Origin of the sequence: Salinivibrio siamensis, assembly GCF_001996005.1 — a bacterium.
In the GTDB taxonomy this organism is placed as follows: Bacteria; Pseudomonadota; Gammaproteobacteria; order Enterobacterales; family Vibrionaceae; genus Salinivibrio; species Salinivibrio siamensis.
Genome location: NZ_MUFB01000015.1, coordinates 1 through 14,313, shown reverse-complemented (window position 1 = coordinate 14,313; position 14,313 = coordinate 1). Strand labels below are relative to the sequence as shown.

14 protein-coding genes, 2 tRNA genes and 1 rRNA gene are annotated in these 14,313 nt (G+C 51.0%); 8 read left to right on the top strand and 9 right to left on the bottom strand.

What is annotated here, in order from left to right:
* The first annotated feature begins 8 nt into the window (after positions 1-8).
* Together purM and purN are read left to right on the top strand one after the other, a co-directional pair.
* Positions 9-1,052, top strand: a complete 1,044-nt coding sequence (gene purM, locus BZG73_RS09265) for a phosphoribosylformylglycinamidine cyclo-ligase (RefSeq protein ID WP_077668149.1) — start codon at positions 9-11, stop codon at positions 1,050-1,052.
* The gene (purN, locus tag BZG73_RS09260) at positions 1,049-1,684 is read left to right on the top strand and encodes a phosphoribosylglycinamide formyltransferase (RefSeq protein WP_077668148.1); all 636 of its coding nucleotides are present in this window, start codon (positions 1,049-1,051) and stop codon (positions 1,682-1,684) included. Before purM ends, purN begins: the two co-directional genes overlap by 4 nt.
* 53 nt (positions 1,685-1,737) lie before the next feature.
* On the opposite strand, the gene BZG73_RS09255 is transcribed toward purN, so the two are convergent.
* Together BZG73_RS09255 and lpcA are read right to left on the bottom strand one after the other, a co-directional pair.
* Positions 1,738-2,526, bottom strand: coding sequence for a class II glutamine amidotransferase (locus BZG73_RS09255; protein WP_046073772.1), 789 nt, complete (start codon positions 2,524-2,526; stop codon positions 1,738-1,740).
* Positions 2,527-2,548: 22 nt separating this feature from the next.
* Positions 2,549-3,127 (bottom strand): D-sedoheptulose 7-phosphate isomerase, encoded by a 579-nt coding sequence (lpcA, locus tag BZG73_RS09250; RefSeq protein WP_046073773.1) that lies wholly within the window; start codon positions 3,125-3,127, stop codon positions 2,549-2,551.
* A 310-nt stretch (positions 3,128-3,437) separates the two neighbouring features.
* Between lpcA and fadE the strand changes: the two genes are divergently transcribed.
* Positions 3,438-5,882: an acyl-CoA dehydrogenase FadE gene (fadE, locus tag BZG73_RS09245; RefSeq protein WP_077578628.1), complete on the top strand. Its 2,445-nt coding sequence runs from the start codon at positions 3,438-3,440 to the stop codon at positions 5,880-5,882.
* A 94-nt stretch (positions 5,883-5,976) separates the two neighbouring features.
* Here the strand turns inward: fadE and BZG73_RS09240 are convergent, their stop codons facing one another.
* On the bottom strand, positions 5,977-7,281 hold the full coding sequence (locus tag BZG73_RS09240; protein WP_077668147.1) for a TIGR03503 family protein: 1,305 nt from the start codon (positions 7,279-7,281) through the stop codon (positions 5,977-5,979).
* Between the two features lie 8 nt (positions 7,282-7,289).
* Positions 7,290-8,012, bottom strand: coding sequence for a DNA polymerase III subunit epsilon (gene dnaQ / locus BZG73_RS09235; protein WP_046073776.1), 723 nt, complete (start codon positions 8,010-8,012; stop codon positions 7,290-7,292).
* A 51-nt stretch (positions 8,013-8,063) separates the two neighbouring features.
* On the opposite strand from dnaQ, the gene rnhA reads away from it, so the two are divergent.
* Positions 8,064-8,531, top strand: a complete 468-nt coding sequence (rnhA, locus tag BZG73_RS09230; RefSeq protein ID WP_077578630.1) for a ribonuclease HI — start codon at positions 8,064-8,066, stop codon at positions 8,529-8,531.
* Between the two features lie 8 nt (positions 8,532-8,539).
* Here rnhA and BZG73_RS09225 read toward each other — a convergent pair whose 3' ends face one another.
* Complete coding sequence (locus BZG73_RS09225) at positions 8,540-9,265, bottom strand: methyltransferase domain-containing protein (RefSeq protein ID WP_077668146.1); 726 nt, start codon at positions 9,263-9,265, stop codon at positions 8,540-8,542.
* A gap of 33 nt (positions 9,266-9,298) precedes the next feature.
* Here BZG73_RS09225 and gloB point away from each other — a divergent pair, with 33 nt between their 5' ends.
* The 3 genes from gloB (at position 9,299) to BZG73_RS09210 (ending at position 12,391) form a co-directional block, all read left to right on the top strand.
* On the top strand, positions 9,299-10,057 hold the full coding sequence (gene gloB / locus BZG73_RS09220) for a hydroxyacylglutathione hydrolase (RefSeq protein ID WP_046073779.1): 759 nt from the start codon (positions 9,299-9,301) through the stop codon (positions 10,055-10,057).
* Between the two features lie 70 nt (positions 10,058-10,127).
* Positions 10,128-11,705: a LysM peptidoglycan-binding domain-containing protein gene (locus BZG73_RS09215; RefSeq protein ID WP_077668145.1), complete on the top strand. Its 1,578-nt coding sequence runs from the start codon at positions 10,128-10,130 to the stop codon at positions 11,703-11,705.
* The gene (locus tag BZG73_RS09210) at positions 11,702-12,391 is read left to right on the top strand and encodes a YIP1 family protein (RefSeq protein WP_235606047.1); all 690 of its coding nucleotides are present in this window, start codon (positions 11,702-11,704) and stop codon (positions 12,389-12,391) included. The genes BZG73_RS09215 and BZG73_RS09210 overlap by 4 nt, the downstream gene beginning before the upstream one ends.
* Before the next feature lie 35 nt (positions 12,392-12,426).
* On the opposite strand, the gene BZG73_RS09205 is transcribed toward BZG73_RS09210, so the two are convergent.
* The gene (locus BZG73_RS09205; RefSeq protein ID WP_046073781.1) at positions 12,427-13,269 is read right to left on the bottom strand and encodes an endonuclease/exonuclease/phosphatase family protein; all 843 of its coding nucleotides are present in this window, start codon (positions 13,267-13,269) and stop codon (positions 12,427-12,429) included.
* 184 nt (positions 13,270-13,453) lie between these two features.
* Between BZG73_RS09205 and BZG73_RS09200 the strand changes: the two genes are divergently transcribed.
* Complete coding sequence (locus BZG73_RS09200) at positions 13,454-13,852, top strand: gamma-glutamylcyclotransferase family protein (protein ID WP_077668144.1); 399 nt, start codon at positions 13,454-13,456, stop codon at positions 13,850-13,852.
* A 54-nt stretch (positions 13,853-13,906) separates the two neighbouring features.
* On the opposite strand, the gene BZG73_RS09195 is transcribed toward BZG73_RS09200, so the two are convergent.
* The 3 genes from BZG73_RS09195 to rrf form a co-directional block, all read right to left on the bottom strand.
* A tRNA-Trp gene (locus tag BZG73_RS09195) sits at positions 13,907-13,983 on the bottom strand.
* A gap of 8 nt (positions 13,984-13,991) precedes the next feature.
* A tRNA-Asp gene (locus BZG73_RS09190) sits at positions 13,992-14,068 on the bottom strand.
* Positions 14,069-14,228: 160 nt separating this feature from the next.
* Positions 14,229-14,313, bottom strand: a 5S ribosomal RNA gene (gene rrf, locus BZG73_RS16370); the annotation flags it as partial.

Sequence of the window (14,313 nt, the reverse complement as noted above, 5' to 3'; positions counted from 1 at the left end):
GAATTGCAGTGAGCGGTAAACAATCATCTCTTAGCTATAAGGACGCTGGTGTCGATATTGACGCTGGTAACGCACTAGTCGACCGCATTAAAGGGGTAGTAAAACAAACGCACCGGCCCGAAGTCATGGGAGGCCTAGGAGGCTTTGGCGCGCTTTGTTCATTGCCAACCAAATACAAAGAACCGGTATTGGTCTCTGGTACAGACGGCGTGGGTACCAAGCTGCGCTTAGCGCTGGATGCGAATAAACACGATACTATCGGCATCGATCTGGTTGCAATGTGCGTTAACGATCTGATCGTGCAAGGTGCTGAGCCTCTCTTTTTCCTCGACTACTATGCAACAGGCAAGTTGGATGTTGACGTCGCGGCGGACGTTGTGACGGGTATCGCCCAAGGCTGTCAGCAAGCAGGTTGCGCCCTTATCGGCGGCGAGACCGCGGAAATGCCTGGCATGTACAGCGGCGATGATTACGATGTGGCTGGTTTTTGTGTCGGTGTTGCCGAGAAGTCTGCCATCATTGATGGGAGCCAAGTCAGCGATGGCGACGCCTTGATTGGCCTTGCGTCTAGTGGCCCGCATTCAAACGGCTACTCGCTGATCCGAAAGATCCTCGAAGTCAGTCAAGCAAACCTGAGTGACGACCTAGAAGGCCAACCACTCATCGATCACTTGCTAGCCCCGACCCGCATTTACGTCAAATCGATATTAGCCCTGCTTGAGCAAGCGCCCATCCATGCGATTTCTCATATCACAGGTGGCGGCTTTTGGGAGAACATCCCCCGCGTATTGCCCGCTGGAACCAAGGCGGTGATCGACAACACCAGTTGGCAATGGCCGGCTGTGTTTAACTGGTTGCAAGAAAAAGGCAACGTCAGTGACTATGAAATGCTACGCACCTTTAACTGTGGTGTGGGACTTGTGATTGCACTCCCTCAGGCTGAAGCTGACAAAGCGATTACCCTGTTAAGTCAAGCGGGCGAAACCGCCTGGCAACTGGGCCATATTGCTCACGCGACGGGCGACGACGCACAGGTGGAGCTGAAAGCATGAAGCGCATTGTCGTCTTGATTTCCGGCAGCGGTTCCAATTTGCAAGCATTGATTGATAACATTCACGCGCAGCACGCGAACATTGCCGCCGTGATTGCCAATAAAGCTGACGCCTATGGGCTCACGCGTGCCAAGCACGCCGGGATATCGGCTCAAGTGGTTGCCAACACCGATTATGCTAGCCGAGAAGAGTATGATGCGGCGCTTATTCGAGCGCTAGATGCCTATCAGCCCGACCTCGTCGTACTGGCGGGTTTTATGCGTATTTTAACCCCAGGTTTCGTTGCCCACTATGCGGGGCGAATGCTCAACATTCACCCCTCCCTGCTCCCCAAGTACACAGGACTGCATACCCACCAGCGTGCGATTGATGCTGGCGATACCGAGCATGGTACATCGGTGCATTTTGTCACTGAAGAGCTCGACGGTGGCCCCGTGATACTCCAAGCTCGTGTACCTATTTTTGAGGACGACGACGCAGAGTCTGTCGCCGCGCGCGTCCAACAACAAGAGCACAGGATCTACCCACTGGTGGTCAAGTGGTTTGTCGATGGCCGCCTGAAGATGATGGAAGATCACGCTTGGCTTGATGGTCAGGCACTCGGCCACGCCGGCTATGCCGCAGACGCGTAGCTCGTATAGACACTGACAACATAAAAAAGGCGCGAATGCGCCTTTTTTATTCGCTAAGATACCGATGTGTGATTGGCGCAATACACCTCGCCAAAGTGAAACACACAATATTCCCCTTCAGCCATTTTATGCCAGCGCTCGTTGTTGGTAAGGGGTTGCGTGGCAATCACGGTCACCACATCGTTAGGCGTGGTTTGCTCATGAAAATCGACCGTCATCTCTTGGTCGATCAGGCTAGCTTTTCCAAACGGAGCGCGACGCGTGATCCAATGGAGGTTATTGGTACAATACGCCATGACATAGTCGCCATCGCTAAACAGCATGTTGTAGACACCCAACGCGCGCAGGCGATCACAGCGTGAAGCGATAAAGTCAAACACCTCACACATATTGTCTGGCTGTTGCGGATAGTGCTTAAACAACTCATTCAATAACCAACAAAACGCTTTCTCACTGTCCGTTTCCCCGACAGGCTTAAAGTGGCCAGTATCCAGGCTCTCAAACCCAGATAACTGCCCATTGTGAGCAAACGTCCAATAACGCCCCCAGATCTCACGAGTGAAAGGATGTGTGTTTTCTAAGCTGATCCCACCTCGATTTGCTTGGCGAATATGGCTAACCACCGCACAGCTTTTTATCGGATAACTGGTGACCAGCTCTGCGACCTTGGATTGGCTACTGGGTGCCGGATCTTTAAAGGTGCGAAACCCTTTGCCTTCATAAAAGGTGATCCCCCAGCCATCGCGATGCGGACCCGTTTTACCGCCGCGCTGAATCAAGCCAGTAAAGCTAAAACAAATATCGGTTGGGACGTTGGCACTCATGCCAAGCAGCTCGCACATTCTTTCATCTACCTCCGCGGGGTTACGCTGCCATTTCCTTTTCCACTAGCTGGATAAGAATATGGATAATTTTGATATGGACTTCCTGAATACGATCCGCATAACCAAAGTGAGGCACACGGATTTCAATATCAGCGAGACCTGCCATTTTGCCGCCGTCTTTTCCCGTAAGCATAATGGTCTTCATACCTTTTTGTTTGGCGACATCAATGGCATTGAGGATATTCCCCGAATTGCCCGATGTAGATAGCCCAAACAACACGTCGCCTTTCATGCCCACCGCCTCAAGATAACGCGAGAAAACATACTCGTAGCCAAAGTCATTCGACACGCACGAAATATGGCTTGGATCTGAAATGGCAATCGCGGGATAACCAGGACGGTTTTCTCGGTAGCGCCCGGTCAATTCTTCAGCAAAATGCATAGCATCACAATGCGAGCCGCCATTGCCACAAGAAAGCACCTTGCCACTGGCCTTAAAACTATCGGCCAACAGTTTCGCGGCTTTCTCGATTTGCTGAATGTTATTGTCATCACTTAAAAACGCTGTTAACACATCGGCAGCTTCTGTCAGCTCACCGCGAATAATATCTTGGTACATGGCACCTTCCCACTGTTAACAAATATCTGACGTTCTCGCCTGACAGGCATAACGTCACATGACTGCCAGTGTACCCGCATCGTTTTAGGGCTGTCGACTGCCGAGCCCTTCCGACAAGCGAGCCAGGTCACGTTTGCTTGAATGGCAACCTATCTTGCCAGTTATTCTCATCCTCAAGTGGTGATTTTCTCACCTTGCAAGCTAGGTCACACCGTATCATTTTACAATTCGTTAATTATTTGCTTACATTGAGTGGTACGACCTCTTACCATGACAGTAAGGGCAAACCAAAACCTAAGGAGATGACGTGATGGCAACAGGGTTATATATCGCCGCCATGCTAATACTGGCCGGTGTACTCGCATACCATCGTGCTAAGCTGCTGGTATCGACTGCCGTACTCGCAGCCGGACTAGTTGTAGGGACAATCATGGGCAGCGTCGGGGAGATCACTTGGTTGATCTTTGCCGTGATCGCGTTGCCCCTCAATATCGTGACGTTTCGTCGCAACTGGCTCAGCAAGCCCGCTTTCAAAGCATTTAAATCCGTGATGCCAGAAATGTCAGCGACGGAAAAAGAAGCAATTGATGCGGGAACAGTCTGGTGGGAAGCCGACCTATTCCGCGGCGCGCCGGATTGGAACAAACTGCATGACATTCCCGCCCCGACGCTGAGTGCGGAAGAGCAGGCATTTTTAGATGGACCGGTCAACGAAGTCTGCCGCATGGTCGATGACTACCAAGTCACGCATGAACTCGCTGACCTGCCCGAGGATGTTTGGCAATATTTGAAAGACAACAAATTCTTCGCCATGATCATCAAAAAGCAATATGGTGGCTTGGAATTTTCTGCCTACGCGCAATCCTTGGTGCTGCAAAAACTGTCAGGCGTCTCTGGTGTGCTGTCATCCACCGTGGGGGTCCCTAACTCACTAGGCCCAGGTGAATTGCTCCAACATTACGGCACCACAGAGCAAAAAGACCATTACCTCCCTCGTTTGGCCCAAGGTAAAGAAATCCCTTGTTTTGCGTTGACCAGCCCAGAGGCGGGCTCTGATGCAGGCTCGATTCCTGATTATGGTGTGGTCACCAAAGGTATGTGGCAAGGTGAAGAAGTGCTGGGGATGAAAATCACCTGGAACAAACGTTATATTACCCTCGCCCCAGTTGCCACTGTGTTGGGTCTGGCGTTTAAGCTACGCGATCCTGAACACCTATTAGGCGATCAGGATGAACTTGGCATTACCTGTGCGTTGATCCCTACGGACCTCGAAGGGGTTGAGATTGGCCGTCGCCATTTCCCCCTTAACGTGCCTTTCCAAAACGGTCCAACTCAAGGCAACGACGTCTTCGTACCGATGGACTTTATTATTGGTGGCCAGAAAATGGCAGGCCAAGGCTGGCGTATGCTGATGGAGTGCCTGTCAATTGGTCGCGGCATTACCCTACCCTCCAATACCACGGGAGGACTAAAGTCAGCCGCCCTAGCAACAGGGGCTTACGCACGCATTCGCCGTCAGTTCAAACTCCCCATTGGTAAAATGGAAGGGATTGAAGAGCCTCTCGCGCGTATTGCTGGCAACGCCTACGTGATGGATGCCGCCAGCGCGCTGACGGTGACGGGTATCGATATCGGCGAGAAGCCCTCGGTCATTTCTGCCATCGTTAAATATCACTGTACCCACCGCAGTCAACAAGGTGTGATTGATGCGATGGATGTGGTAGGCGGTAAAGGCATCTGCCTGGGACCAAAAAACTTCCTGGGACGCAACTATCAAGGTTCGCCGATCGCCATCACGGTGGAAGGCGCTAACATCCTGACGCGTTCAATGATCATCTTCGGTCAAGGTGCGATTCGTTGCCATCCATTCGTGTTGGATGAGATTCGTGCCAGCGAAAATAGCGATCAGCAAGCTGCCCTCGCAGCGTTTGATAAGGCCTTATTTGGTCATGTTGGCTTTGTGTTTAGCAATGTTGCACGTGCTTTCTGGCTTGGTCTTACCGATGGTCGTTTGTCTAAAGCTCCCCGCAAAGACGCGACACGTCGTTATTACCAGCAGATGAATCGCTACAGTGCCGCGCTCGCGCTCCTCGCCGATGTCTCTATGGCAGTATTAGGCGGTAACCTCAAGCGTAAAGAGCGCTTGTCAGCGCGCCTTGGCGATGTGCTGAGCCAGCTTTATCTTGCGTCAGCCACCATGAAACGCTATGCCGATGAAGGCTATCAGAAAGAGGATCTCCCTCTGGTGCATTGGGGCATGCAAGACGCCATGTACCAAGCTGAACAAGCACTGGATGGCTTTATCGCTAACTTCCCGAATCGAGTAGTTGCTGGCTTAGTGCGCGTACTGGTATTCCCGCTGGGTAAAGGACGCCGTCAGCCTGGCGATCGCCTTGATGGCAAACTAGCTGTCATTTTACAATCACCCAGTGCAACGCGTGATCGCCTCGGCCGAGGTCAGTACTTCGAGCCAGGTAATGCGATTGGTAATATTGAAAAGGCACTGCATGACATTTTGAATGCCGAGCCTATTCATAAAAAAGTGTGTGATGGCATCGGTGAGAAGCTACCGTTTATGTTCCTCGACCAAGTCGCGGATAAAGGCTTGAGCGCCGGCGTGATTACCGAGCAAGAAGCTGCACTATTGCGAGAAGCCGAGCAAGGCCGTCTTGAAACGATCAATGTGGATGACTTTGACCCGTCAGAGCTGCCCGCCGCGTCGGTCAAGGAGAGCAAGATGCATAACGCGGCTTAACCGTATTTTCCTGCATCAATGGCGTGACGTAAAAAGAGAGGGCTTCCCTCTCTTTTTTATTGCCCGTATAGATGGGCTTACGCGCACCACAGTGCTAGTCGTTTTTATCCGGCCTATCCATATCAAGCTCACTGGCTTGATCGTCTCCGTCGCTGTCCAGTGGAGGGGCTTCCAGCTCTTGCGCCGCTTCAGCCAATTTACGTGCTTTGCGTTTTCGCAAGACAAACCAAGTGGCGGCACCTATCAGCATCACCAATAAGTTACCTAATCCAATGATCAACAGGGAAGTGGTTCGTGCTTCTTCTCGCTCTCGTTGTTGGCGGCGCGCCTCCGCCGCTTCCATCATGGCTTGTTCACGCGCTTCACGCTCTGCTTCGGCTTCTTCCAGCGCCGCGTAATCGGTGACCGCAAAGGTTTGTTCTGGAAGAGGAAAAACCAAGGGTCGTCCCGATAACTGATCCGTCGCATACAAGGTTGTCCGCCATTTGTATTGTCCAGGTGTACTGGCATAAGGAATATCGAGCGTAATCGTTTGCTGCTCTTCCTCAGCGGTTGTTTGGTAGACCGTCGTTTTTCCTTCGGTATCGGTGAATTTGGCGTGAACAGACACGCTACCTGGCTCAATACTGGCCTGCTCGGACTCAACAACCAATTGATGCGGTTCGCCCTCTCCTTGGCTTTGTTTAAATGTGGCCATTAACGGTGTCGGGTAAACTAAGACTTGTTGCTCTAAAGTACGGAAAAAAATACCGTTACCCGAGGTCACGCGTGCGCGGTATTTTCCTGGCATGACGTTAATCGGCAAAGACACGGTGAAAACGCCGTCATTGGGTGCTTCATCAAGCCCCGTGCCGTCGTCACTAAATTGCCCTAATGCTTTGGGCTGTGGCCGCTGATCGGGATTAAGCGACTCCGGATCTTCGATGAACTCAGTAAAGTGTACGGTCAAATCGACACGCTCAATGAAGTCACGCAAGTTAAGGGGCTTATCGCCCAGCATGAGCTGTGCGGTAAACTTCACCGCCTCGCCTTGATAAAGACGACTGGGTAAGTCTTCAACCTGCATACGCAAGTCACTTAAAACACGGACTTTGTTGTCAGGGCTCACTCGGCCAATCGCTTGCCATGGTCCTGGCATGGGGTCGGTAATCGACACGATGTCCATGTCTGATTCTTGATGCCAGGATACTTTGTCTGGGTGGCGCCATGCATAATATTTGGTGCCGTCCGGGTGTACCAACACCACTGGCATGCTTGGCTTTTCTCGATAAATCACGAAGGCCGCACGTTCAATGGTTGGATCAACACGGAAGCGATTTTCCAGCAGACGAATTTCTTGCTCGTTAGCGTGTGCCAACAAGGGAAAACAAACACACACCGCCCACCATCGCTTCTTCATGCCTTCTCCTACTGCCGCCAAAGACAGCTACCGTTTTGCTCAATAAAGTCTAAACGCGCTTCGTGCGCACTCATTTCATCGGCCGATGCGGGAATAACCTTTAGCGATTTCTGACGCTTAACGGTTCTTGGTGCCATTGGACTCGCATTATCCGTCTCAGTACCCGCATTAAATGACAAGTTAGTTTGTCCCCCGGTCATTAATAGGTATACGTCAGCAAGGATCTCCGCATCCAACAAAGCGCCGTGAAGCGTTCGCCGAGAGTTATCAATACCGTAGCGATCGCACAACACATCAAGGTTGTTACGCTTTCCAGGGAAGATTTTCTTCGCCATCGCTAAGGTGTCTGTGATGGTGCAAAGCTCAGTGGTTTGCAGCGAGACACCTAGGTTTTTGAATTCATAATCCATAAACCCCACATCAAAGGGCGCGTTATGGGCGATCAGCTCCGCCCCTTGAATAAAATCAACAAAGGCTTGATGGATTTGCGCGTATCGCGGCTTGTCGGCCAAAAAGGCATCGGTGATACCGTGTACCGAAATCGCCTCAGGATCGATCGCGCGTGTAGGCTGAATGTAGGCATGAAAGTGCCGCCCCGTCAGCTTACGGTTGATAATCTCAACCGCACCGATTTCAATAATATTGTGGCCTTGATAATGTGGCCCCCCTTCGCGGTTCATACCGGTGGTTTCGGTATCAAGCACAACGAGGCGATCGTAATTCGCTTTCATGGCAATAACTGTGTCAAACTTGGCTCAGATGAATAGCCAATAGTATCAAAGATGACCAAGCAGGTAGAAATTTTCACAGACGGTTCTTGTCTCGGCAACCCGGGGCCGGGCGGGTATGGTGTGGTGATGCGCTACAAACAACATGAAAAAACCTTGAGTGCCGGTTTCACCCTCACCACCAACAATCGCATGGAACTAATGGCGGCAATTGTCGGCTTAAATGCGCTTAATACAAGCTGTAACGTGGTTCTCACTACAGACAGCCAGTACGTTCGACAAGGGATCACCCAATGGATCCATAATTGGAAAAAACGCCAATGGAAGACGGCGGATAAGAAACCGGTGAAAAATGCCGATTTATGGCAACAGCTTGATCAAGCGGCATCTAAGCACCAAATCACCTGGAACTGGGTGAAAGGCCACGCTGGACACCCGGAAAATGAGCGTTGTGACGAGCTCGCGCGCGACGCTGCCAACCACCCTACCGAGATCGATGAAGGCTATCAGCCTGCAGACTAATCCTATTTCTAGCCGCCGTTGGGAACAACGCCGCCCAGCGGTGAGACCGCTTGCTTGAGTTTCCAACGAGGCTTAATGGGTTTTAGTGGGTAGCTACGCTTACGCGCAATGATCAAATAAATGGACCCAAGCGCAGGTGTCACCATACTGGCGCTACTCTCTACCCAAGCATGGCGGGCACTGGGTCGATGAGTCGGCCACAGTCCCATCTGGTGCGCCTCAACCACCTCATAGTTCATGACACTCAACCAATCTTTAACGCGAAGAGGTGAAAACATCCGTCCCCCCCACGGAAGCCGTTGATGCCTGCCACGTAGCACTTTTTTTACGCCCAAAAAGCTTACGGGGTTAACACCCGATATGATCAAGCAACCGTCATCAATCATCACACGATCAACCTCTCTTAATAAACGGTGCGGATCATCGCTATAATCAAGTTGGTGCGCTAATACACACGCATCAAAAGATTTCTCGATAAATGGCAAGGCATAATGTGTCGCGGTCACATTGCGCATTGGGTTATGTTGGTCGACACAGACTTGGTGTTGAATGTTACACTGTTCACTGACTAGCTCGCAGCTTAAGCCGCCCAATTTCAGCAAATGGTAGCCAAATAAGGTCGGCAACCATTCATCCAGCCGAGTTTGCAATTGGGTGCGCGCCCAATCACCGTAAGCAACTTGGTCCCACGTATAGGGATAGTCAAACTGATGTTCTATGCGCGCTGGTTTCATTGATTAAGGCTCATTCTATCGCTGGAGAACCCAATGCTTCATGTAAAAAGCATACCTGCATTTAACGATAATTACATATGGCTCATTATTAGTGAAGATAATCGCTGCGCCGTGGTCGATCCGGGTGAGGCAAGTCAGGTTATTGACTACCTCAAAGCGAATTCATTGACTTTATCGTGCATTCTTATCACACACCACCATTGGGATCACACCAATGGCATTGACGATCTTGTACGCTATGCGCCAAGCGCCAAAGTGATCGGCCCAGATGTTCACCCGATACCTCAACGTTCAATGGCGGTTGGTGACGGTGACCAAATTGATGTCTTTGACCATCGCTTTTTGGTCGTCGGTGTCGAAGGCCACACCGACGATCACATTGCATTTGTCGGCGATGGTAAGCTGTTCTGTGGCGATGCATTGTTTTCAGCCGGTTGTGGCCGTTTACTCGGTGGCACCGCTGAACAATCACTCAACTCATTGAAAAAACTGGCATCGCTCCCCATCGAAACCCAAGTGTATTGTGCCCATGAGTATACCGCCGCCAATGTCGCGTTTGCGCTGACTGTGGAGCCTGAAAACGATGCATTACATCTATACCGGGAAGAAGTGAACCGCTTACGCGCCCAAGGAAAGCAAACGCTCCCCAGTACCATAGAGCGAGAAAAGCGCATTAATCCATTTTTGCGCACTCAAGAGCCGACGGTCATTCAAGCGGTCGTAGGTCGCACCACTGCCGACGATGAGCTTGCCGTTTTCCGTGCGCTGCGTCAGTGGAAGGACGAATTTTGAGCTGAGTCTCTTGTCATCAATGAGGCCAGCCCCTATCATCATCGGCTATTTTGGACGAAGGTTTTATGCAATGAAGTACCGTTTTATTATATTGAGCACGCTGTTGCTGAGCGGCTGTCAGTCTATCGGCGACGCTCAAAATACGGATATCGCCTCCGAGGCACCGCCCGTTGTCGCAAAAAAAACAACGCGCTCGCCTGATAAAGCCACAGAGACGCCCAAGAAAGCCACCCCCGCGACGCCTACGGTACTTTCCCCGCAAAAACAGAGTGATGTGTGGCAACGCATCAGTATGCAGCTTTCGCTTCCAGTACCTGATAACGCCTCGGTGCGCCGTTATCGTAATTGGTACTTAAAGTACCCTAATCACCTTGCCACGGTAGCTGAGCGCGCCACGCCATTTTTGCACCTGATCGTAGAGAAAGTCGAAGCACGCAACATGCCACTCGAGCTGGCATTGCTTCCAGTCGTAGAAAGCTCGTTTGATCAATTTGCTTACTCGCATGGCCGGGCTGCTGGCCTTTGGCAATTTGTCCCAGCAACCGGCCGCCGTTTTGGCCTGGAACAAAATTGGTGGTACGACGGCCGACGTGATGTGGTGCAATCAACCGATGCAGCGCTCGATTACCTCGAGTACTTGCATGGCATGTTTGATGGTAATTGGTTACACGCTATCGCTGCATATAACTCCGGCGAGGGACGCGTGGCTCGTGCTATTCGTCGCAACAAGCAACGCGGCCAACCCACCGATTTTTGGCATTTGGATCTCCCCAAAGAAACCAGCAGTTATGTGCCTAAGCTGATTGCACTTGGCGATGTACTACGCCATCAAGATCAATATGGCTTAGAGGTCCCTGCGATCCCTAACCAGCCAGCACTGACCTTGGTCGATCCTAAGATGCAAATGGATCTCGCTCTCGCGGCTAACTATGCCGGTTTAAGTGTTTCTGAGCTACAAAGCCTTAATCCTGCGTATAACCATTGGGCAACGTCACCATCAGGCCCCACCCACTTATTGTTGCCCAACGACAATGTGGAGCGCTTTAATACTGAGTTGGCTAAAAATGACAACCAAGGGCTTCGTGTGGAACGTTATGCGGTGAAGTCAGGTGATAGCCTGAGTGAAATCGCGGCTGAGTACAACACCACCGTCAAAGTATTAAAACGTGCTAACCAACTCCACTCCTCACGTATTCGCGTGGGTCAGCGCCTGATGATCCCTGTTTCGCTGAAAGATGAATCACAATATACGCTAAGCGCACCACAGCGCCTCGCAGCATTGCAAGCGGCGGAGCGAGACGGCCACAAGCGCACCCACACAGTCCGCCAAGGCGACAGCTTTTGGACAATCGCCCGTCGTTATGACGTTGATTATCGTCAGCTCGCTAAGTGGAACGGCATGAGTCCTCGCGACACCCTCAGCATTGGCCAGAAGTTGGTCGTTTGGGATAAAGAGGGGGATGCACGTCGCATCCGCACGATTACCTACCGAATTCGACAAGGTGATTCGTTGAGCAGTATTGCACAACGCTACAATGTATCAGTCGCCGAGCTGGTTAAATGGAACCAGTTACGCCAAAACGCGTATATCCAACCAGGTCAAAAGCTAACACTGCATATCGACATTTCTCGGAGTAGCGGCTCATGATGCAAGCTTCAGCCAATCCATTGTTCGCCTTAAGAGACATCGTCCTTCGTCCCAGTGCGTGCTTTGCTGCATTAAGTCAGCGCCCGGTATGGGGTTGGTTGGCTTATTTGCTCATGTGCCTAAGCGCTATTGCATTTTGGAGTGCTTATTTTGATCACACCAACCTTGCCGCGCTTCAGCAAGCACTCGCGCAACAATTATCGATGCCACCTGCAGAGGCTGAAAAGTGGTTACAACGTGAAACACTTCTTGCCTCTGAAGTGCTCGGAGATTGGTTTGGCCGAGCGGCGGTCATTTTTGCCTTGGCACTGTGGTTTCGGTTAGCCACCAAACAAGAAGCCCCTAACTTTGGCTATCGTCACTGGCTCACGGCCTCTTGCTTTATCTTTTTGCCCGCCGTCGTAGGCGATTTAGCAAGCTATACAAATATGACTTTATCATCCGGTTTTATTTTGCCGGCTCATGCGGACTTAAATAGTCTTAATGGCTTGCTAAAATTGCCGCTCGCCTCCTCATGGAGTGCATGGGCAGCAAGCTTACCACTACTGCTCCCGTGGTACTGGGTATTAAGCATTACGGTTATCGGCACTTGGACACCACTCAATCATGGCAAAGCGATTGTCGTCGCTACCCTGCCTTGGGTTGCCGTTTTTGCCAGTTGGGCCATCGTCATAGCACTAAGCTAGGAAAGTTCAGCGAGGGGGGGCTCCCCTCGTTGCCTCTATCCTGTCACTTTCAGTTGTGCCTCTATCGCTGCGTGATCGGAGGCACCATTATCTATCGCACTCGCCTTTTCTACCGATAACCCACGGTAGAAAACATGATCCAACGGTAACCCAAATTTAGTCATTCGCTCATCGGGGTGATAACTCATTTCTTGTAATGATAAGCGCGTAACCATCGCTCTCACCGCGTCTAACCGCCGTTGAGACCAAGTATTAAAATCACCGGCTAAAATAATAGGCCCTTCGACACGCGCCAAAGCTTGCTCCAATGCCGCCAACTGTTTCTTATAAGCGGCCATTGCATAAGTAAAGTTAATGCTATGAATATTCACCACCGCAAGGCGCTGTCCATTGGAGAGCTGGTACTCACTATACAAAGCACTTTTAGGAAGGCGCAGGTAAGGCTCGACCGCAGTATACGCACAACTGTGCAAAGGGTTCACTTTGGAAAGGTTCATCACCCCTGCAACAGCATCTTGCATCGCAAACGCATAAGCTTGGTCATAGTGCAATGATGCTTGCGTGATCCAACGCGCCAATTGTGGACCAAAGCTTGCCTCTTGCAACAACATCAAACGGTGAGGTTGATGATACTGGTTTAACGCCGTGTCCCACTGAGGGCGCTGCTGTTTATAGATATTCCACACCAACAAAGAAAAACGGCCTTGTTCGTCAAGCGGCGAAGAATGTGTGTAATCAACGCACTGGCGATGTATACCAGACACTGTATGGAGCTGGGTGCTGTCAGGCACGGTGAAGTAGCCATTGACACCAATCACCGCAGCAGGGACAAAAATAGCACTGCCCCATGCCACTACCTTGCCAATACGTTTTTTCATTGCTTGATCACCACCATAACGCTTGCCAGTGTGAGTATAGGTTGTTACTAGAATGGGCGCCGATTTTGCGATCCTGAAGGCTGAAATACAAGTGGTTGCACTGACTTATTACTTGCTGCTTGCTTCAACTCAGAGATAGGATAGAAAAGAAATAATAACAAAGTGCATTCATGGAGCGACGCCTATGCTTAACAACCTCTTCGTATACGGAACCCTGTGTCCAGAAGGCACAAATCACCACGTGCTCGCGGACGTCCATGGTCAGTGGTTCCCTGCGAGTATACAAGCAATACGCACCGACCGTGGTTGGGGATCGGCCTCAGGTTATCCCGGCATTGAGCTCAGCGATTCTGTCAATGATCGCGTTGAGGGTTGGCTTTTAAAAGCAGAGGACTTATCCCATTTTCTACCTAAACTTGATGCATTTGAGGGATCGGGGTATCAGAGAGTGATTGTGGAAGTCGAATATCACAGTGAGAGCCGAACAGAGCCAATGCATACCACGGCATTTGCCTATGAGCTTTGTTTCAGTCACCAGCCCGATGCAACAGGCCCAAGCCAATTTGTGGCCAAAAACTATTAGAAGACTTGTTGAATAGATCAAAAAAAGCACTGACGGATGTCAGTGCTTTTCGAGTGGCAGGGGTAGAGGGATTCGAACCCCCAACACGCGGATTTGGAATCCGCTGCTCTGCCAATTGGAGCTATACCCCTATAAATAGTGGCGGAGTGGACGGGACTCGAACCCGCGACCCCCGGCGTGACAGGCCGGTATTCTAACCAACTGAACTACCACTCCGCACCAATTCTGTCTCATCAAAGTCTTACGCATATCAGCTTTGATGCTTAAATTGCGAGCTATGCGCAGTGAGTTTTGAAGCGAGACGCACAGTGTATGCCAATACATGAGCATCGCAGCTATCAAAAATCGCAAGCAATAGGCGCAATTTATAATCAAAGCCTGGCGATGTCCTACTCTCACATGGGGAGACCCCACACTACCATCGGCGCTGCTTCGTTTCACTACTGAGTTCGGCATGGAGT

Excerpts from the sequence above, each read along its gene's own strand:
- purN (WP_077668148.1), top strand. The coding sequence starts at position 1,049 with ATGAAGCGCATTGTCGTCTTGATTTCCGGCAGCGGTTCCAATTTGCAA.
- BZG73_RS09255 (WP_046073772.1), bottom strand. The coding sequence starts at position 2,526 with ATGTGCGAGCTGCTTGGCATGAGTGCCAACGTCCCAACCGATATTTGT.
- lpcA (WP_046073773.1), bottom strand. The coding sequence starts at position 3,127 with ATGTACCAAGATATTATTCGCGGTGAGCTGACAGAAGCTGCCGATGTG.
- fadE (WP_077578628.1), top strand. The coding sequence starts at position 3,438 with ATGGCAACAGGGTTATATATCGCCGCCATGCTAATACTGGCCGGTGTA.
- BZG73_RS09240 (WP_077668147.1), bottom strand. The coding sequence starts at position 7,281 with ATGAAGAAGCGATGGTGGGCGGTGTGTGTTTGTTTTCCCTTGTTGGCA.
- dnaQ (WP_046073776.1), bottom strand. The coding sequence starts at position 8,012 with ATGAAAGCGAATTACGATCGCCTCGTTGTGCTTGATACCGAAACCACC.
- rnhA (WP_077578630.1), top strand. The coding sequence starts at position 8,064 with ATGACCAAGCAGGTAGAAATTTTCACAGACGGTTCTTGTCTCGGCAAC.
- BZG73_RS09225 (WP_077668146.1), bottom strand. The coding sequence starts at position 9,265 with ATGAAACCAGCGCGCATAGAACATCAGTTTGACTATCCCTATACGTGG.
- gloB (WP_046073779.1), top strand. The coding sequence starts at position 9,299 with ATGCTTCATGTAAAAAGCATACCTGCATTTAACGATAATTACATATGG.
- BZG73_RS09215 (WP_077668145.1), top strand. The coding sequence starts at position 10,128 with ATGAAGTACCGTTTTATTATATTGAGCACGCTGTTGCTGAGCGGCTGT.
- BZG73_RS09210 (WP_235606047.1), top strand. The coding sequence starts at position 11,702 with ATGATGCAAGCTTCAGCCAATCCATTGTTCGCCTTAAGAGACATCGTC.
- BZG73_RS09205 (WP_046073781.1), bottom strand. The coding sequence starts at position 13,269 with ATGAAAAAACGTATTGGCAAGGTAGTGGCATGGGGCAGTGCTATTTTT.
- BZG73_RS09200 (WP_077668144.1), top strand. The coding sequence starts at position 13,454 with ATGCTTAACAACCTCTTCGTATACGGAACCCTGTGTCCAGAAGGCACA.